Genomic DNA, 18,397 nt, shown 5'->3' with positions numbered 1-18,397 from the left:
TATTCACTCAGTACATGTACTCAGTGCATAATGATCGCCATGAGCACCCGCCACATCCTGCTGGGCCTGCTCGCCTCGGGTCCGAGCCATGGCTACGACCTCAAGCGACGCCACGACGAACGCTTCCCGCAGGCCCGCCCGCTGGCCTACGGGCAGGTCTACACGACCCTCCAGCGCCTCGTGCGGGACGGCCTCGCCGAGATCGACGGCACCGACTCCGACGGCGGCCCGGAGCGCACGACGTACCGGACGACGCAGGACGGGACGCGCGAACTGGCCCGCTGGGCCCGGGAGATCGCGCCGCCCGCGCCTTTCGTGGCGAACGAGATCTTCGCCAAGGTCGTGGTCGCGATCCTCTCCGGCGGCGACCCGGCCGGATACCTGGACGCCCAGCGCGCCGCGCACATGGAGCGGATGCGGGAGCTCACGGCGGTGAAGGCCGCCAAGGGAGCGGACCTCGCGACCGTCCTCTCGGCGGACTACGCCCTCAACCACCTCGACGCCGACCTCCGCTGGATGAACACCACGGCGGCCCGGCTCACCACTTTGACCGCGGAGGTCGACGCAGCATGAGCAGACCCGTGCCCCTTCTCACGGCCGGTGGTCTCACCAAGGCGCACGGCCGGACCCCCGCCCTGCGCGGCGCCTCGGTCACCCTGCACGCCGGCGAGATCCTGGCCGTGACCGGCGCGAGCGGCAGCGGCAAGTCGACGCTGCTGCACTGCCTGGCCGGCATCGTCCGCCCCGACTCCGGCTCGGTGACGTACGACGGCGCGCGGCTGGAGGACCTGTCCGAGAAGCGGCTGAGCGAGCTGCGGCGCACCGAGTTCGGCGTGGTGTTCCAGTTCGGGCAGCTCATCCCCGAGCTGACGGTCCTGGACAACGTCGCCCTGCCCTTGCTGCTGGGGGGCACCGGCCGGGCCGAGGCCCGGGCCCGGGCGGGTGAGTGGCTGGAGCGGTTCGGGGTGCGGGGCCAGGAGGACCTGCGGCCGGGCGAGCTGAGCGGCGGCCAGGCGCAGCGTGCCGCGCTGGCCCGGGCCCTGGTCACCGGCCCGAGGGTGGTCTTCGCCGACGAGCCGACGGGCGCGCTGGACTCCCTGGCCGGCGAGCAGGTCATGACGGCCCTCGTCCACACGGCCCGCGACGCGGGCACGGCCGTCCTGCTGATCACGCACGACGCCCAGGTGGCGGCGTACGCGGACCGCGAGGTCCGGCTGCGGGACGGTGCCGTGGCGGCGCTGGGGGTGACGGCGTGACATCGCTGAGAGCCGACCTGCGGCTGGCCTGGGACCTCACCCGGGGTTCCGACCGCGGTGAGTGGTGGCGGGTGAGCCTCACGGCGACCGGTGCGGCGCTCGCGACCGGGTTCGCCCTGGCAGCCGTCACCCTGGCGTCGCTGCGCGGCCAGTACCACGTGCCCGTGGCCGCGGGCCTGCTGGACCAGCCCGGCACGCGGGCCGGTGTGATCGTCACGCTCCTGCTCCTGCTCCTGCCGGTCCTGGGGTTCCTCGGCCAGTGCGCCCGCATCGGGGCAGTGCACCGCGACCGGCGGCTGGCCGGGCTGCGGCTGGCCGGGGCGGCGCCCTGGCAGGTGCGGCGGATCGCCGCGCTGGAGACCGGACTGGCCTGTCTGCTGGGCTCGGCGGTCGCCACCGTCTTCGCCGTGCTGCTCCTGCTGCGCCTGTGGCACCGGCCGACCGCCCTGGCCTGGGCGGGCATCGCCCTGGTCGCCGTCGCCGTACCGCTGCTGGGCGCGGCGGCGGGCGCGCTGGCGCTGCGCCGGGTGGTGGCCTCGCCACTCGGCTGGGTCCGCAGGGTGGCGCCGCGCACCGGGCGGGGGCCAGGGCTGCTGTTCCTGGCCGGAGTGTTGCTGGTCGGAATGGTGGCGCTGCTCGCCGTCCTCCACACGTCCTCGGCCGGCGCCCACCGGCCGAACGCCGGGATGCCGCTGGCGATGGTGGGCGTGGCCCTCGCGACCGGCGCGGGCGCGGTGTGGCTCTCCGGGGCCATGGCCATGGTCACCGGACGGATCCTGGCGGCCCGGGCCCGGTCGGCGGCGGTCCTGATCGCGGCGGAACGGCTGCGCGAGGACCCCTGGGCGGCTGCCCGTACGCACGCGGCGGTTCTGCTGGTGACGATCGTCGGGACCGGTTTCCTCGGTGTCCGAGAGGCGTTCCTCGGGCGGATGCGCTCCGGCAGGCACCTCGCCGAGAGCACGGACTACTACATCACCGGATTCGACCTCACCGGCACCGCCATCGCCGTCGCCTTCGCGATCACCGTGTCCGGTCTCGCCGTCGGCACCGCCGAGGCCCTGGTCACCCGTCGCCGGGGCCTGGCCGCGCAGGCCGCGGCGGGGGTGCCGCACGCGGTGCTGGGCCGGGCCCTGCTGCTGGAGAGCGCGCTGCCGCTGGCGCCTGCGGTGCTGCTCGCGGGCACAGGGGGCATGGCCGTCGGCACGCTGTACGCCTCGCTCGCCGACGGCGGGGGCCGGCCGGTCCCCTGGGCGGCGCTCCTGGTGCCCCTCGCCGTCTACGCCGCCTGCCTGCTGGCCTCGGCCACCGCGCTGCCCTTGCTGCGCCGATCGGTGCACCCGGGAGAACTGCGCTACACGTAGCCGCTCCCGCCCAGGGCGGACCGGCCCGGGGGAACGGGGGTTCCCCGGGCCGGCCGACAGGCCGCACGCGGCAACACGAAGGCCCGGATCGTCAGGCGGAAATGCCGTCGATCCGGGCCATGGCGTCCTCCGCGCCGTACGGCTGCAAGTACGGCAGCCAGCGCGGATCCCGGTGACCGGTCCCGATGATGCGCCAGGCCAGGCCGGACGGCGGGGCGGGTTTGTGGCGCAGCCGCCAGCCGATCTCGAAGAGGTGCCGGTCGGCCTTCACGTGGTTGCAGCGGCGGCAGGACGCCACCACGTTGTCCCAGACGTGCTTGCCCCCGCGACTGCGCGGGATGACGTGGTCGACGCTGGTTGCGACGCCACCGCAGTACATGCACCGGCCCCCGTCGCGGGCGAACAGCGCCCGGCGGGTCAGAGGAACGGGCCCCCGGTAGGGAACCCGCACGAAACGCTTGAGCCGGACCACGCTGGGTGCGGGGACTGTGACGGTCGCGCTGTGCAGATAGGCGCCGGACTCCTCGAGGCAGACGGCCTTGTTCTCGAGGACGAGGACGAGCGCGCGGCGGAGCGGTACGACGCCTAGTGGCTCGTACGACGCGTTGAGGACCAGGACATGCGGCACGGATGCCTCCTTGGACGCCGGCGGCGCGTGGCTCGCGCCGGGACGATTCGTAGTCAGTTTCCCCTCATGCCTGGTGGAAGCGCCACCATGTCCCCGTAACGGGCTGGGAGTGTTTTCGACCACATCCCATTCATCCCCAGGATCATGGCCGGTTCAAGCCCAGGTGAGCACGGTCTCTCCTTCACACATCCCGAGGGACCACACACAATGCCCCGTTAGTGTGGTGGTTCTGCCCCTTCGGTGACCCAGTCGTGACCTTGACCCCCCGAACCACCTCGCCGGGGCAGACCGCTGCACCTGGAGGTACCTGCCGTGTCCTTGTCCCTCGCGGACGCCGTCCTGATGGCCGCCGACCCCTCACCGTCACCGACCCCCTCGGTGACCGAGGTCCCGAGAGTGCCTTCGCTCGAGGACGCCCAGGAGAGCGCGACGAACGCCGCCGGCTGGGTCGAGCAGAACTGGTCGACGTGGCTCGCGATCGGTCTCCAGGTCCTGCTGATCGTGGTGATAGCCGTGGTGCTGCGCGTCGCGGTACGCCGGGCGATCACCAAGCTCATCGACCGGATGAGCCGCACCGAGCAGACGGTGGACGGCACGCCCCTGGGCGGCCTCCTGGTCAACCTGGAGCGCCGTCGTCAGCGCTCCCAGGCGATCGGCTCGGTGCTGCGCTCGGTGGCGAGCTTCCTGATCGTGGGCACCGCGGCCCTGATGATCCTCTCCGCGTTCAACATCAACCTCGCCCCGCTGCTGGCCTCGGCCGGTGTCGCCGGTGTCGCGATCGGTTTCGGCGCCCGCAACCTCGTCACCGACTTCCTCTCCGGCGTCTTCATGATCCTGGAGGACCAGTACGGCGTCGGCGACACGATCGACGCGGGGGTCGCCTCGGGCGAGGTGATCGAGGTGGGCCTGCGCGTGACCAAGCTGCGCGGTGACGGCGGCGAGATCTGGTACGTCCGCAACGGCGAGGTCAAGCGCATCGGCAACCTCTCGCAGGGCTGGGCCACGGCCAACGTCGACGTCACCGTCCACGCCGGCGAGGACCTCGACAAGGTCAAGGCCACCCTGGACGAGGTCGCCGAGAAGATGGGCGCCGAGGAGCCCTGGAACGAGCTGCTGTGGGGCCCGATCGAGGTCCTCGGCCTGGACAGCGTGCTGCTGGACTCCATGGTCGTGCGCATCACGGCCAAGACGATGCCCGGCAAGTCCCTGACCGTGGAACGCGAGCTGCGCTGGCGCATCAAGCGGGCCTTCGACGCGGCGGACATCCGCATCGTCGGCGGCGCCACGGCCCCGCTGGAGGAGCAGCCCGCGGACCCGACGGCGGGGATGGCCGCGCCGTCGGCGTACGCGAACGCCTCGTCCCCGCAGTCGGCCGCGGCCTCCCCGCTCACACCGCCCGCCCCGACGAGCACCACGAAGTAGCCCCTCGCATCGAGGAAGAGGGCGGCACCCGGTCCGGCCGGGCGCCGCCCTCTTCGCATGCCCGGACGACGACGGGCCGCACCCTCTTGACGTCCGGCCGGCCCCGGGCCTACGTTCCTCCCACCGATAGGAAACTTTCCTAACAGTGGTCGGAAGGCGCTGCGGGAGGGCCGTCCGATGGACTTCCCCGCCTGATCACTGAGAAGCTGAGCAGCCGAAGGGCAGGTGTGGACACGCATGGCAGGAACCGCCGGCACGCCGGGCACCCCGCGCGTCCTGCGCGCCATGAACGACCGGGCCGCCCTGGACCTGCTGCTGGAACACGGACCGCTGTCCCGCACCCGGATCGGCAAGCTCACCGGCCTGTCCAAGCCGACCGCCTCCCAGCTCCTGGCCCGTCTGGAGGCGGCGGGGCTCGTCCTGGCCACCGGCACCACCGAGGGCCGTCCCGGCCCGAGCGCCCAGCTCTACGCGGTCAACCCGGCGGCCGGTCACGCCGCCGGACTCGACGTCACCCCCGAGCGGATCCTCGCCGCGGTCGCCGACCTCACCGGCCGCACGGTCGGCCGCCACGAGCTGCCCACCCCCGGCAGGCGCACCGGCACCCCGGTCGTCCAGCAGGTCACCGAGGCGCTGGACGGCGCGGTCAAGGCGGCCGGTCTCGCCCGGGACGACATCCACCGCCTGGTCATCGGCACCCCGGGCGCCTTCGACCCCACCACCGGCCGGCTGCGCTACGCCTCCCACCTCCCCGGCTGGCACTCCCCCACGCTGCTGGAGGAGCTCGCCGCCGCGCTGCCGATGCCGTTCGAGTACGAGAACGACGTCAATCTGGTCGCGCTCGCCGAGCAGCGCCTCGGGGCGGCCAGGGGCCACGCGGACTTCGTGCTGCTGTGGAACCAGGAGGGCCTGGGGGCCGCCCTGGTCCTCGGCGGCCGGCTGCACCGCGGCTGGACCGGCGGCGCCGGCGAGGTCGGCTTCCTGCCGGTGCCGGGCACGCCCCTGGTCCGCCAGGTCACCAAGGCCAACAGCGGCGGCTACCAGGAGCTGGCCGGCTCCCAGGCCGTCCCGCGCCTGGCCCGCGAACTCGGCATCGAGGACATCCCGCCGGGCCCGTACGCCGAGGCCGCCGCCCGGCTGATGGCCAGGGCGGCACAGACCGGCGACGACGCCCACCGGCGTCTCCTCCAGACCTACGCGACCCGGCTGGCCACCGGTCTGGCCTCCCTGGTCTCGGTCCTGGACCCCGAGCTCGTCGTACTGAGCGGCGCGTCCCTCACCTCGGGCGGTGAGCCGCTGCGCGCCCTCGTCCAGGCCGAACTGGAGGAGCTGGCCGCCTCCCGTCCGCGTCTGGTCATGGGCGACGTGCGCGAGCACCCCGTGCTGCGCGGCGCCCTGGAGAGCGCGCTCGCGACGACGCGCGACGAGGTCTTCGACACCTCCCGCTGACCCACCCCCCTCTCGCCTTTCCCCTCCCCTCTCTTCTCTCTCCCCTCTTCCCCGTCCTCAGGGAGCTCCGCCATGCCCGGAATGTCCAGCAGAACAGCCGTCGCGCTCGCCTCCTGCGCCTCCCTCGCCCTCCTGGCCACCGCCTGCACCGGCCGGCCGGACACCGGCGCGCACGACGACGCGTCCAAGGAGACGACCCTCACCTTCTGGCACGCCTGGAGCGCGCCGTCGGAGGTGAAGGCCGTCCAGGACCTGGTCAGGGGCTTCGAGAAGGCGCACCCCAACCTCCACGTCGAGGTCGTCGGCAACATGACGGACGACAAGATGAACCAGGCCCTGCGCGCCGGCGGCGCCAAGGCCCCGGACGTGATCTCGTCGTTCACCACCAACAGCGTCGGGAAGTTCTGCTCCTCGGGCGCCCTGGTGGATCTGAACCCGTTCTTCGAGAAGTCGGGCATCGACCCGCGGCGGACCTTCCCGAAGGCCATGAACGAGTACACCCAGTTCGAGGGCAACCGCTGCGCGGTCCCCCTCCTCGGGGACGCATACGGCCTCTACTACAACAAGACGGCGTTCAAGAAGGCCGGCATCACCGCTCCTCCCAAGACCTGGTCGGAGTTCGAACGGGTGGCGAAGAAGCTGACCATCCCCCGGGGCGGCACGTACCGGCAGCTCGGCTTCATGCCGAACTACCACGGCTGGGAGACCACCACCGAGCACTACCTCGGCCAGTTCTCCCCGACGTACTTCGACAAGGACGGCACCTCGAACGTCGGCAAGGACCCGGCGTTCGCCAAGGCCTTCACGGTCCAGAAGAAGCTGGTCGACGCACTCGGCGGCTACCGCAAGCTGGAGAGGTACCGCTCCGGGCTCGGCGACGAGTGGGGCCCCGAACACCCCTTCCACACCGGCAAGGTCGCCATGCAGCTCGACGGCGAGTGGCGGCTGGGCATGGCCCTGGACGCCAAGCCGACGTTCGACATCGGCGTGGCCCCGCTGCCCGTCCCCGACGACCGGGCCGACCGGTACGGCATGGGCTACATCACCGGCACCATCGCCGGCATCGCCGCGACCAGCAGGAAGCAGAACGCGGCCTGGGAGCTGGTGAAGTACATGACCACGGACACGGACGCGGTGGTGGACTTCTCCAACGCCATCCACAACGTGCCCTCGACGCTGGCGGCCCTGAAGTCCCCGAAGCTGACGTACGACCCCCGCTTCAAGACGTTCCTTCGGATCGCCGCGCACCCGGACTCCACCACGGCCCCCGCCTCCGTCAACGGCGGTGTCTACCTCACGACGATCCAGCAGTTCGGCTACGACTACGAGAGCGGCAAGGCGACCGACCTGAAGAAGGGCCTTCGGGAAACCGCCCGGCAGATCGACACGGACATCGCACAGGCGAAGTAGGCGACGAGCACGATGAGCATCTCCACGCTGCGGGCGAAACACCGCCGCTCGGCCCTGCGCACCCTCGCCTTCCTCTCCCCCTGGCTGATCGGCTTCACGGTCTTCTTCGCCTACCCCCTGCTCTCCACCCTCTACTTCTCCTTCATGCGCTACGACGGCTTCAGGCCGCCCGTGTGGAGCGGCACGAAGAACTGGGTGTACGTCGTCGAGCACTACCCCCTGTTCTGGCCCGCCCTGCGCAACACCCTGTGGCTGGTCGTCGTCATGGTCACGCTCCGGGTCGTCTTCGGCCTGGGCGTGGGCCTGCTGATCACCAAGGTCAGGACGGCCAAGGGCGTCTTCCGCACCCTCTTCTACCTGCCCTACCTGGCCCCGCCGGTGGCGGCCACGATGGCCTTCGCGTTCCTCCTCAACCCCGGCACGGGCCCGGTCGACTCGATCCTGGAGCGGGCCGGCCTGCCCGCCCCCGGCTGGTTCAACGACCCCGCCTGGTCCAAGCCGGCCCTGACCCTGCTGGCCCTGTGGGGCATCGGCGACCTGATGGTCATCTTCATGGCGGCGCTGCTCGACGTGCCGAAGGAGCAGTACGAGGCGGCCGAACTGGACGGGGCGGGGCCGTGGCAGCGCTTCCGCTATGTGACGCTGCCGAACATCTCGCCGATCGTCGTGTTCGCGGTCGTCACCGGCGTGATCCAGACGATGCAGTACTACACGCAGCCCCTGATCGCCGGGAAGGTCGCCTCGGGCGTGATCCAGGGCGCGGGCACGCAGTTCGAGCCCGGCTACCCCGACAAGTCGACCCTCACCCTCCCCCAACTCGTCTACAACCTGGGCTTCCAGCGCTTCGACTACGGCTCGGCCTGTGTGGTCGCCCTGGTCCTCTTCGCCCTCTCCATGGCCTTCACGGCCCTCCTGATGCGCCGCAAGGGCGGTCTGATCCAGGCAGGTGAACGATGACGCAGGTGCTCGACAAGCCCCCGGAGCTGAGGACGCCCCCCTCGCCGGCGCAACGCACGGCCCATCGCAGGGCCCTGCTGGAATGGGTCGCGATCCACTCCCTCGGCATCGCGGCGGCCCTCTTCTTCACGCTCCCCTTCGTCTTCGTCTTCCTCACCTCCCTGATGAGCGACAGCCAGGCGCTCAGCCGCGACCTGGTCCCGCACACCTGGCAGTGGGGCAACTACGCCCGGGTCTTCGACACCCCCGGCTTCCTCACCTGGTGGAGGAACACCCTGATCTACGCGGGCCTGGGCACGGTCCTCACGGTCGTGTCCTCGATCCCCGTGGCCTACGCGCTGGCCAAGTTCCGCTTCCGCGGCCGCAGGACGGCCCTGATGCTGGTGATCTCGATGATGATGCTGCCGCCGCAGGTGGTCGTCATCCCGATGTACCTGTTCTGGGCGAAGCAGCTGGACCTGTCCGGGACGCTGTGGCCGCTGATCATCCCCATGGCGTTCGGCGACGCGTTCTCGATCTTCCTGCTGCGCCAGTTCCTCACGACGATCCCCGACGAGTACGTGGACGCGGCCAGGGTGGACGGCTGCGGCGATCTGCGCACCCTGCTGAAGGTGGTGCTCCCGATGGCGAAACCGGGCGTGGCCGCGGTGGCGCTCTTCCAGTTCTTCTACGCGTGGAACGACTACTTCGGCCCCCAGATCTACGCCTCGGAGAACCCGGGCGCCTGGACGCTCTCCTACGGCCTGGAGTCGTTCAAGGGCGCCCACCACACCGACTGGAACCTCACCATGGCCGCCACCGTGCTGGTCATGGCCCCCGTGATCCTCGTGTTCTTCTTCGCCCAGAAGGCGTTCGTGGAGGGTGTCACGCTCACCGGAGTAAAGGGTTAGACCTGTATGAAACTCACTGTGGTCGGCGGAGGCTCGACCTACACCCCCGAACTCGTCGACGGCTTCGCCCGCCTGCGCGACACCCTGCCCGTCGAGGAACTGGTCCTGATGGACCCCGCCCAGGACCGCCTGGACCTGGTGGGCGGCCTGGCCCGCCGTATCCTCGCCCGTCAGGACCACCCGGGCCGCGTCATCACGACCGGTGACCTCGACGCGGCGGTCGACGGCGCGGACGCGGTTCTCCTCCAACTGCGCGTCGGCGGCCAGGCGGCCCGCGAGCAGGACGAGACGTGGCCCCTGGAGTGCGGCTGCGTGGGCCAGGAGACCACCGGTGCCGGCGGCCTGGCGAAGGCCCTGCGCACGGTCCCGGTCGTCCTGGACATCGCGGACCGCGTGCGCCGCACCAACCCGGGCGTCTGGATCATCGACTTCACGAACCCGGTGGGCATCGTGACCCGCGCCCTGCTCCAGGCGGGCCACAAGGCGGTGGGCCTGTGCAACGTCGCGATCGGTCTGCAGCGCAAGTTCGCGGCCCTGCTGTCCACCGAACCCTCCGGGATCCACCTGGACCACGTGGGCCTGAACCACCTCACCTGGGAGACGGCCGTACGCCTCGGCGGCCCGGAGGGCGAGGACGTCCTGCCGGAACTGCTGGGCGAACACGGTGACACGATCGCGGCCGACCTCCGCCTGCCCCGCCCCCTGCTGGACACCCTGGGCATGATCCCCTCCTACTACCTGCGCTACTACTACGCGCACGACGAGGTCGTACGGGAGCTCGGGACCAAGCCGTCCCGCGCGGCCGAAGTGGCGGCGATGGAGCAGCGGTTGCTGACCATGTACGCCGATCCGGCCCTGGACGAGAAGCCGGAGCTGCTCGCCCGGCGGGGCGGCGCCTTCTACTCGGAGGCCGCGGTGGACCTGGCGGCGGCCCTGCTGGGCGGCGGCGGCTCGCCGTACCAGGTGGTGAACACCCGCAACCGGGGCACGCTCCCCTTCCTCCCCGACGACGCCGTGATCGAGGTGCAGGCGGCGGTGGGGACCAAGGGCGCGTCCCCCCTCCCCGTCCGGCCCGTGGACCCGCTGTGCGCGGGCCTGATGGCCGCCGTCACGGCCTACGAGGACCTGGCCCTCCAAGCCGCCCTGCGCGGCGGCCGGGACCGCGTCTTCCGCGCCCTGCTCTCCCATCCCCTCGTCGGCCAGTACGCGTACGCCGAGACGCTCACCGACCGGCTGATCGCACACAACCGGGAGCACCTCGCGTGGGCCTGACCGCACGAGTCCTCGCCATCGACGCGGGCAACAGCAAGACGGACGTGGCGATCGTCACGGCGGACGGGGACGTCCTCGCCACGGCACGCGGGGGCGGCTTCCGTCCCCCGGCCGTGGGCGTCGGCACGGCGATGGACGCCCTCGCCGAACCGGTGACACGGGCCCTCGCCGCCGCCGGACTCACCTCGGTCACGCACGTCTCGGCGTGCCTGGCCAACGCCGACTTCCCCGTGGAGGAGGACCGGCTGGCGGCGGCGCTGCGGGACCGCGCCTGGGGCACGACGGTGACGGTCCGCAACGACACCTTCGCCATCCTGCGGGCCGGTGTGACCGAACCCCGGGGTGTGGCGGTCGTCTGCGGCGCGGGCATCAACTGCGTGGGCATGCGCCCCGACGGCCGCACGGCCCGCTTCCCCGCCCTGGGCAGGATCTCGGGCGACTGGGGCGGCGGCTGGGGCCTGTCCGAGGAGGCCCTGTGGCACGCCTCCCGGGCCGAGGACGGCCGCGGCGCCCCCACCGCCCTGTCGCGCACCCTCCCCGCCCACTTCGGCCTGCCGTCCGTGTACGCCCTGGTCCAGGCGCTGCACCTGGGGGACGTCCCGGCACTTCGGCGCCACGAACTGGCCCCGGTCCTGTTCGCCACCGCCGCCGGCGGCGACACGATCGCCCGCACGATCGTGGAACGCCAGGCCGAGGAGGTGGTCGCCATGGCGGTGGTCGCCCTGACCCGCCTGGACCTCCTGGACGAGCCGGCACCGGTCCTCCTGGGCGGTGGCGTCCTGGCGGCCCGGCACGCCCAACTGAACGGCCGCATCGAGCACTTGCTGACGACCCGCGCCCCGAAGGCGACGCCGCGGGTGGTGACGGCCGCCCCGGTGCTCGGCGCGGCGCTGCTGGGCCTCGACGCCGTCGGGGCCGGGGAGGAGGCGCAGCGGAGGCTGCGGGCGCACCACGGGGTGTGAGCCGGTCGGGGCGTGCGGACCGGTCCGCGGTCCACGCGCCGCGCCCGCCTTCCGGGCGGGGCGGTCAACCTCCGTACGTGGCCTCGGATTCGCCGAGCACGGTGACGAAGTCCGAGGCCAGCCGGACCGCCTCGGCCGGTTCCAGGCCGGCGGTGGAGATCCGCACGCCCGGTGCGGCCGACAGCCTGAACCGCGCTCCGGCCGCGACCCACCAGCCGTGCGTGCGCAGCCCGTTGACCACGGCCGATTCGTCACGCACCGGCACCCACACGTTCATGCCGCTGTTCCCGTGTCCCGTGACGCCGCGCGTGCGCAGTTCCCCGATCAGCGCGTCACGGCGTCGCGTGTACGCCTGTCTCGCGCGGTCCACCAGCGCGGTGGTGCCGTCGTCGGTCAGGAGCCGGTACACCGCTTCCTGGAGCAGGTGACTGACCCAGCCCGAGGTCAGCAGCAGCCGCCCGTCGTGGCGCGCCAGGGTGACCGGGTCGCAGGCCGCCGCGGCCCACCGCAGGTCCGGGCCCAGGAACTTGCTCACCGTCCGCACGTGCACCCAGCGCGTCAGCTCCCCGGTGGCCAGCGAGTGCAGGGACGCGCCGGCGACCGCGGAAGCGTGGTCGTTCTCCACGACCAGCACATCGGGTTCCCCCCGCAGCAGGTCGACGAGCTCCGCGCGGCGCTCGGCGGAGAAGCAGCCGCCGTACGGATTCTGCGCCCTGGGACTGCACACCACCGCCCGCACACCGGCCCGCAGCGCCGCGCGCAGGGCGTCGGGGCGCAGACCCTGGTCGTCCACGGCCACGGGCACCGCCCGCAGCCCCAAGGCCGTGACCAGGTCCAGCAGATGGTGGTAGCCGGGGTCCTCCATGGCGACGGCGTCACCGGGCCGCAGCTCCACGGACAGCAGCCGTGCGATCAGGTCCAGCGCCCCGTGCGCGAAGGTCACATGGTCCACCGGCACGCCGTCCCGGCCGAGCCACTCCCGCACGGTCTCCTCCAGCCGCGCCGTCCTGGGCGTCGCGCGGTGCGAGCGGGCCACCGGGATCACCCGCTCCGACGGCAGGTGACCGGGAAGCAGCCGGTGATCCGGGTGGCCGCCCGCCAAGTCCCGCAGGCCGGCGGGGACCTTCGGCGGTCTGCGGGACGCGACCGCGGGCGCGGAGGCCACGACCGTGCCGCCCCGGCCGCGCGTCACCACGATCCCGCGGCGGCGCAGCTCCTTGTACGCCGCGCCGACCGTCCCCGGGCTCACCGAGAGCTCGTCCGCCAGCCGCCGCACCGGGGGCAGAGCGGCGCCCGGCCCCAACGCCCCCTCGACCACGGCGCGTTCCGCGGACGCGGCAATCGCCTTGGCTGTCGTCCCACTGATCCCATACTGTGTTGCCACATTCGAAATTATGTACCAGTACATAATGGCCCGCAAGGGGGAGCAGTGTTACGGATGCGCCGTGTGACCGCCTGGACGACGCGCATACCCGGCGGTCCGGACGGACGCAGAATCGTCGTGGCCGCCCTCGTCGACCGCATCGGCAGCGGGCTGTGGGCATCCGTCTCCGTCCTCTACTTCACCTACGTCTCCGGCCTCACCGTCGGCGAGATCGGCACCCTCGCCGCCACCGCCGGAGTCGTCGGCATCGCCGGAGCGCCGCTGGCCGGCCGGGTGGCGGACCGGCTGCCCCTCACCCGCGTCCTGATCGCCACACAGCTCCTGCGGTGCGCGGCCTCCCTCGCCCTGCTCACCACCGACCACTTCGCCCTGCTCCTGGCCTACTCCGCCCTCGGCAGCCTGGGAGACCGGGCCTCCAGCACCCTCACCAAGATCTACGCCATCCGCGTCGCCGGACCGGAACGCGTCCGCTACCAGGCCCTGCACCGCACCGTCGCCAACGCCGGCTGGGCCCTGGGCGGTCTCGTCGCCGCCGGCGCCCTCGCCGCCGGCTCGGTCGACGTTTACCGGTGGCTCCTCCTGGGCGACGCGCTCTCCTTCCTCGCCTGCGCCCTGACCACCCTGCGCTGCGGCGAACCGCCGTCCCCGTCCAGGACGGTCGCCGCCTCCGGCGACACCCCGGCCCCGGCCGCACCGGCGAGCCCCTGGCGCGACCGCACCTACCTCGCCTACGTCGCCACCGAGACCGTCCTGTTCGTCGACGACGCCGTCTTCAAGATCGGCCTGCCCCTGTGGATCGCCCACGCGAGTGACGTCCCGCACGGCCTCGCACCGCTGCTGATGGTCCTCAACAACGTGATGGTGGTGGGGTTGCAGGTCCCGCTCGCCCGTTTCGGCGCCACGACCGCGGCCGCCCGCTCCCTGCTGCTCCCGCTCTCCGCCACCTTCGTGCTCGGCGGAGCCGCCATGGCCCTCTCGGCGACCGGGGGCCCGGTCAGCGCCGTGGCGCTCATGACCGCCTCGGCCGTCCTGTTCACGCTGGCGGAGATGCTCCACGCCACCGTCTCCTGGGAACTCTCCGTCGCCCTCGCACCCGACGCGGCGCAGGGCACCTACCTGGGAGTCCACGGCATGGCGCAGTCCGCCCAGCGCAGCGTCGGACCCCTCGCGGTCACCGCCGCCATCGCCGCCGGGCCGCTCGGCTGGGCCGTTCTCGGTAGTGCCGTCGCCCTGACCTGTCTCGGCCAGCACCGCCTGGTCCGCGACCGCCTCGGCAAGCCCCTGATCGTGCTGGACGCCCCCGGCCGGGGCTGACCGGGCCGGGCCGGCCGGGCAGCCGCACGGGAACCGAACCCGCTCGCCGTACGTGTTCCTGAGGGGGGACGAGGGGTGGTGCGCCACGCTGCGATCCGATCAAGATCGAGGCAAGGCCGGTGCGGATGCCGGTCCCGGCAGCGATACTTGCGGCGACGGATGACCATGGGGGAGGTCACAGTGACGTACACACCGAAGAGCAGCCCGCCACCACCGGGGCCGGGGCTGCCCGTTCTGCCGGCGGTACCGGCACAGGCGGCGCCCCCGGCCCGGCCCCCCGCACACGCTCCCGCGCCCTCCCCCGCCCCGACGGGCCCCCGCCGCACCGCCTTCGCCGAGGGCGTCGACCGGCTCCGCTCGGCCGCCACCACCGAACCGGGCCGTCTGCGCATCATCGGCGCCCTCCTGGCCCTCCTCGTCGTCGCCTTCGGCGCCGTCACCGCCTGGCAGATGACCGCCCGCGCGGCCGCCGCCGACGACGTGCTCACCCGCAGCCAGCCCCTCAGTTCGGACGCCGCCGACATCTACCGCTCCCTCGCGGACGCCAACACCGCCGCCTCCAGCGGCTTCCTCGCCGGCGGCCAGGAGTCGGCCGCCAGCCGCGACCGCTACGAGCGGGACATCCGCACGGCCGCGGCGAAACTCGTCAACGCCGCCGCGAACGCCGACCCGGACTCGCCGTCCACAGCCACGATCGCGAAGCTCAACCGGCTCCTCCCGGAGTACAAGGGCCTGGTGGAGCGCGCCCGTACGTACAACCGGCAGGGCTTCCCCGTCGGCGGCGCCTACCTCCGCTACGCCAACGAGAAGATGCAGCGGCAGATGCTCCCGGCGGCGGAGGACCTCTACACGAAGGAGAACCAGCGCCTCGGCGCGGACTACGCGGCCGCCACGCCCTACCCCTGGGCGGCCATCGGCCTCGGCGTCGCCGCCCTGGCCGCCCTCGCCTGGGCCCAGCACCGCAACTACCGGCGGACCAACAGGGTCCTCAACCACGGCCTGGTCGCCGCGACCGCCACGGCGACGGTGGTGCTGCTCTGGCTGGTCGTCGGCCACACCCTCGCCCGCGCGGGCCTGAACGACTCCTTCGACCACGGCGTGCGCTCCCTGAACGTCCTGCACGACGCGCGCATCGCCTCCCTCAAGGCCCGGGGCAACGAGAACCTCACCCTGGTGGCCCGCGGCGCGGAGACGAAGAAGGTCGGCAAGGACACGTACGACGCCTACGACTACGACTTCGGCACGGACGTCAAGGCCCTCGCCACCCACCTGGCGGCGGCCGAGAAGCTCGCCGACGACACCTCGGGCGAACGCCCCGTCACCGCCGCCATGGGCAACATGCAGGTGTGGAAGAAGCGCCACACCGCGGCCCGCGAGCAGGACGAGAACGGCAACTACCAGCAGGCGCTGGACAGGGTCATCGGCGCCAAGGGCGCGACCGGCGAGTGCTTCGACAGCATCGACGAGAACCTGCGCACGGCACTCGCGCACGAGGAGACGGAGTTCAAGCGCGCGGCAGCCGACGGCCGTGACGCGCTGACGGGCATGCCGGCGGGCGTGGCCGTACTGGCGGTGCTGGGCGCCGCGGGCGCGGTCCTGGGCATCGGCCGCAGGCTGTCGGAGTACCGATGAACGGGCCAGGGGCGAAGGGAGGAACGACCGTGCGAAACCCGCTCAGGGGATGGGGCGGAGTGACCGCGATGGCGGTCGTCTGCGCCCTGGTGGCGCTGGTGGCCCTCTGCCTGCCGCTCACCACGAGCACGAAGACCGCCCAGAACACCGACGCGACCACCCACACCGCGGAGACCTGGGCGGCGGAGGAGGAGTGCGAGGCCCCCGAGAAGCAGACCCTCTCCCCCTCCTCCGCCGACGGCGACACGATCCGGGCGATCAAGGACCGCAAGGGCGAGAAGCGCAAACTGGTCGTCGGCGTCGACCAGAACAGCTACCGGTGGGGCTACCGCAACCCCAACAGCGGCAAGACCGCCGAGCTCGAGGGCTTCGACATCGACCTGGTCCACCGCATCGCCGAGGACATCCTCGGCGACCCCGACGCCGTCCAGTTCAAGGCGATCCCCACCAACCAGCGCATCCCGGCCATCCAGGACGGCACCGTGGACATGGTCGTCCGCACGATGACGATCAACTGCGCCCGCATCGCCGACGTCGCGTTCTCCGCGCCCTATTTCAAGACGGGCCAGCAGGTCCTCGCCCCGAAGTCCTCGCCCGTCAAGGGGTACGACGACACGCTCGCGGGCCGCAAGGTCTGCACGGCGGCCGGTTCCACGGCGTACTCCACGCTGGAGGCGGACCAGAAGGCCGGCGAACTGCCCGCCAGCACCGACATTTCCACCACGGTCCCGAACCAACTCGACTGCCTGGTGCGGCTCCAGCTCGGCGAGGTCGACGCCGTGGTCACCGACGGCGCCCTCGCGGCGAGCCAGGCGGCACAGGATCCGACGGTCCAGCTCAAGGGCGACGCCTTCACTGCCGAGTACTACGGCGTGGCGATGAAGAAGGACGCGGACGATCTGGTACGCCGGGTCAACCAGATCCTGGTGGACTACCGCAAGGACACCGCGAACGGCTGGCAGGCGTCCTACGACCAATGGCTGTCGGCGACTTTGGGCAAGGATGCGAAGAAGTCGGAACCCCCGGCACCGCAGTACCTCCGCACAAGCTGACGACCCGACCACGACCGGACCACGACGAAGAACCCCCCGACGGGCACAACCGCAGCGAGAGGTGATCGATGGGCGTCACGGGATCCACCGGGCCGGTGATGGACCGGGACGAGGTGGACCGTGCGCTGGCGCGGCTCGGCGCGGAGCACGAGGCGATCGAGACCTCGCTCCTCGCCCTGCAGGACCACGCGGGCCGCAGACTCCTGGAGGGCGCCGAGCTCACCGGCGTCACCAAGGAGCGCTGGACGTCCACGGAGGCGTCGATCACGCTGCTGTGGACGTATTTCGACGCCTACACCGACGCCCTGCGCACCGCCCGCGACATCCGCTCGCGCCGCCGCTGGTCCAGCCGCGAGGACCTGGTGGAGCTGACGGAGCTGCTGAACGGCGACTCGGTCACCGTCGCGGGCAGCGCGTCGGCGACGGCCAACGCCCCCACCCTGCACGGCGGTCCGACGAAGCTGAGCGAGCGTTACTCGCTCACCGCCCTCGTCGACCGCATGAACGAGCTGTACGCCACGAGCCTGGACATGGTGGTCGCCGCGGACGCGGTCTGGTCGGCCCTGCCGGCCCGGATCGACCTGCTCGCGGCGGAGCTCCAGCGCACCCGCCGGCTCGCGCACTCCGTCGGCGTGCGCCCCGGCGAGCACCCGGCCGGTGACGACCTGGAGCGCATCACGCGGATACTGACCAAGCTGCGCGAGCAGGTGGTCTCGGACCCGCTGGCGTTCTGGCTGGCCGCGGAGGGCAGTTCGGCGCCGGGCGGCGGCAGGCCGGACACGACGGTGTACGACCGCGAGGCGCGTGCCCTGGAGGAGGTGCGCCGCGAGATCGACGCGGTGCTGACGGTGCGGCAGGACGCCGAGAAGCGGATCGTGCGGCTGCGGGACCTCCTCAGCCGCGCCGACCGCACGCTCGCCGAGGCGCGCACGGCACGCGGCGAGGTGCTGGCGAAGATCGCGGCGACGGAGGTGCCGGTCGTCAGCGGCCCGCCGACCGTGCTCCAGGAGCAGGTGGCGGCGGCGGTGGAGTACCGCAGGCAGGCCCAGTGGCACCGGCTCTCCCCGCTGCTGGAGTCGCTGGAGCAGAAGGCGGAGGACGAACTGCTGCGGGCCCGCGAGTCGTTGACGGCGGTCACCGCCCCGCTGGCGGTCCGCGCCGAACTGCGCGGCCGGCTGGACGCGTACAAGGCGAAGGTCGCCCGGCACGGCTTGGCGGAGGACACGCTGCTGGTGGAGCGGTACGAGAAGGCGCGCCGCATGCTGTGGAGCGCCCCCTGCGACCTGCGCGCCGCCGAGCAGGCGGTGCTGCGCTACCAGTACGCGGTCGCCGAACTGCTGGGCGGCGGCCCTCGGGTGCCGGACGGGCCGGCGCCCGAGGACGACCGGCGGGGTCCGGGCGCATGAGT

16 protein-coding genes are annotated in these 18,397 nt (G+C 72.4%); 14 read left to right on the top strand and 2 right to left on the bottom strand.

What is annotated here, in order from left to right; genetic code table 11:
* Positions 1–39: 39 nt before the first annotated feature.
* Genes AC0665_RS06595 through AC0665_RS06585 form a run of 3 tightly spaced genes read left to right on the top strand, consistent with a single transcriptional unit; the run spans position 40 to position 2,617 of the window.
* A complete protein-coding gene (locus tag AC0665_RS06595) occupies positions 40–573 on the top strand; it encodes a PadR family transcriptional regulator (protein ID WP_478704552.1) in 534 nt (177 codons plus the stop codon).
* Complete coding sequence (locus AC0665_RS06590) at positions 570–1,256, top strand: ABC transporter ATP-binding protein (RefSeq protein WP_468409149.1); 687 nt, start codon at positions 570–572, stop codon at positions 1,254–1,256. Before AC0665_RS06595 ends, AC0665_RS06590 begins: the two co-directional genes overlap by 4 nt.
* A complete protein-coding gene (locus AC0665_RS06585; RefSeq protein WP_478704551.1) occupies positions 1,253–2,617 on the top strand; it encodes an FtsX-like permease family protein in 1,365 nt (454 codons plus the stop codon). Before AC0665_RS06590 ends, AC0665_RS06585 begins: the two co-directional genes overlap by 4 nt.
* Positions 2,618–2,708: 91 nt before the next feature.
* On the opposite strand, the gene AC0665_RS06580 is transcribed toward AC0665_RS06585, so the two are convergent.
* The gene (locus tag AC0665_RS06580; RefSeq protein WP_033314199.1) at positions 2,709–3,245 is read right to left on the bottom strand and encodes an HNH endonuclease; all 537 of its coding nucleotides are present in this window, start codon (positions 3,243–3,245) and stop codon (positions 2,709–2,711) included.
* 342 nt (positions 3,246–3,587) lie between these two features.
* Between AC0665_RS06580 and AC0665_RS06575 the strand changes: the two genes are divergently transcribed.
* The 7 genes from AC0665_RS06575 to AC0665_RS06545 all read left to right on the top strand — a co-directional run bounded on the left by AC0665_RS06575 (position 3,588) and on the right by AC0665_RS06545 (position 11,607).
* Positions 3,588–4,667 carry a mechanosensitive ion channel family protein gene (locus AC0665_RS06575; protein WP_478602797.1) on the top strand — a complete coding sequence of 360 codons (1,080 nt, stop codon included), beginning with the start codon at positions 3,588–3,590 and terminating at the stop codon, positions 4,665–4,667.
* A 237-nt stretch (positions 4,668–4,904) separates the two neighbouring features.
* Positions 4,905–6,116, top strand: coding sequence for an ROK family transcriptional regulator (locus AC0665_RS06570; RefSeq protein WP_468409154.1), 1,212 nt, complete (start codon positions 4,905–4,907; stop codon positions 6,114–6,116).
* Positions 6,117–6,188: 72 nt separating this feature from the next.
* Positions 6,189–7,526, top strand: coding sequence for an ABC transporter substrate-binding protein (locus tag AC0665_RS06565; protein ID WP_468409156.1), 1,338 nt, complete (start codon positions 6,189–6,191; stop codon positions 7,524–7,526).
* Positions 7,527–7,538: 12 nt separating this feature from the next.
* On the top strand, positions 7,539–8,483 hold the full coding sequence (locus AC0665_RS06560) for a carbohydrate ABC transporter permease (protein ID WP_468409158.1): 945 nt from the start codon (positions 7,539–7,541) through the stop codon (positions 8,481–8,483).
* Positions 8,480–9,373 (top strand): carbohydrate ABC transporter permease, encoded by an 894-nt coding sequence (locus AC0665_RS06555; RefSeq protein ID WP_478704550.1) that lies wholly within the window; start codon positions 8,480–8,482, stop codon positions 9,371–9,373. The genes AC0665_RS06560 and AC0665_RS06555 overlap by 4 nt, the downstream gene beginning before the upstream one ends.
* 6 nt (positions 9,374–9,379) lie before the next feature.
* Positions 9,380–10,645: a 6-phospho-beta-glucosidase gene (locus AC0665_RS06550; RefSeq protein ID WP_478704549.1), complete on the top strand. Its 1,266-nt coding sequence runs from the start codon at positions 9,380–9,382 to the stop codon at positions 10,643–10,645.
* Positions 10,636–11,607, top strand: a complete 972-nt coding sequence (locus tag AC0665_RS06545; RefSeq protein ID WP_478602216.1) for an N-acetylglucosamine kinase — start codon at positions 10,636–10,638, stop codon at positions 11,605–11,607. Before AC0665_RS06550 ends, AC0665_RS06545 begins: the two co-directional genes overlap by 10 nt.
* A 64-nt stretch (positions 11,608–11,671) precedes the next feature.
* Here the strand turns inward: AC0665_RS06545 and AC0665_RS06540 are convergent, their stop codons facing one another.
* Positions 11,672–12,991: an aminotransferase class I/II-fold pyridoxal phosphate-dependent enzyme gene (locus AC0665_RS06540; RefSeq protein WP_478704548.1), complete on the bottom strand. Its 1,320-nt coding sequence runs from the start codon at positions 12,989–12,991 to the stop codon at positions 11,672–11,674.
* A 54-nt stretch (positions 12,992–13,045) separates the two neighbouring features.
* Between AC0665_RS06540 and AC0665_RS06535 the strand changes: the two genes are divergently transcribed.
* The 4 genes from AC0665_RS06535 (at position 13,046) to AC0665_RS06520 (ending at position 18,395) form a co-directional block, all read left to right on the top strand.
* The gene (locus AC0665_RS06535) at positions 13,046–14,305 is read left to right on the top strand and encodes an MFS transporter (protein WP_478704547.1); all 1,260 of its coding nucleotides are present in this window, start codon (positions 13,046–13,048) and stop codon (positions 14,303–14,305) included.
* Positions 14,306–14,485: 180 nt separating this feature from the next.
* A complete protein-coding gene (locus AC0665_RS06530; protein WP_478704546.1) occupies positions 14,486–15,937 on the top strand; it encodes a hypothetical protein in 1,452 nt (483 codons plus the stop codon).
* Positions 15,934–16,989 (top strand): glutamate ABC transporter substrate-binding protein, encoded by a 1,056-nt coding sequence (locus AC0665_RS06525; RefSeq protein ID WP_478704545.1) that lies wholly within the window; start codon positions 15,934–15,936, stop codon positions 16,987–16,989. The genes AC0665_RS06530 and AC0665_RS06525 overlap by 4 nt, the downstream gene beginning before the upstream one ends.
* A gap of 68 nt (positions 16,990–17,057) precedes the next feature.
* Entirely contained in the window at positions 17,058–18,395 is a 1,338-nt protein-coding gene (locus tag AC0665_RS06520) for a coiled-coil domain-containing protein (RefSeq protein WP_468409173.1), read from the top strand.
* Positions 18,396–18,397: the final 2 nt, after the last annotated feature.

It is taken from the genome of Streptomyces sp. NPDC043685, assembly GCF_056436585.1.
This window is presented reverse-complemented; position numbering and strand designations above follow the sequence as displayed.

Bases quoted from the DNA above. Each gene is read 5' to 3' on its own strand.
- AC0665_RS06555 (WP_478704550.1), top strand. From the start codon at position 8,480: ATGACGCAGGTGCTCGACAAGCCCCCGGAGCTGAGGACGCCCCCCTCG.
- AC0665_RS06595 (WP_478704552.1), top strand. From the start codon at position 40: ATGAGCACCCGCCACATCCTGCTGGGCCTGCTCGCCTCGGGTCCGAGC.
- AC0665_RS06550 (WP_478704549.1), top strand. From the start codon at position 9,380: ATGAAACTCACTGTGGTCGGCGGAGGCTCGACCTACACCCCCGAACTC.
- AC0665_RS06575 (WP_478602797.1), top strand. From the start codon at position 3,588: ATGGCCGCCGACCCCTCACCGTCACCGACCCCCTCGGTGACCGAGGTC.
- AC0665_RS06525 (WP_478704545.1), top strand. From the start codon at position 15,934: ATGAACGGGCCAGGGGCGAAGGGAGGAACGACCGTGCGAAACCCGCTC.
- AC0665_RS06565 (WP_468409156.1), top strand. From the start codon at position 6,189: ATGCCCGGAATGTCCAGCAGAACAGCCGTCGCGCTCGCCTCCTGCGCC.
- AC0665_RS06560 (WP_468409158.1), top strand. From the start codon at position 7,539: ATGAGCATCTCCACGCTGCGGGCGAAACACCGCCGCTCGGCCCTGCGC.
- AC0665_RS06520 (WP_468409173.1), top strand. From the start codon at position 17,058: ATGGGCGTCACGGGATCCACCGGGCCGGTGATGGACCGGGACGAGGTG.
- AC0665_RS06570 (WP_468409154.1), top strand. From the start codon at position 4,905: ATGGCAGGAACCGCCGGCACGCCGGGCACCCCGCGCGTCCTGCGCGCC.
- AC0665_RS06590 (WP_468409149.1), top strand. From the start codon at position 570: ATGAGCAGACCCGTGCCCCTTCTCACGGCCGGTGGTCTCACCAAGGCG.
- AC0665_RS06535 (WP_478704547.1), top strand. From the start codon at position 13,046: ATGCGCCGTGTGACCGCCTGGACGACGCGCATACCCGGCGGTCCGGAC.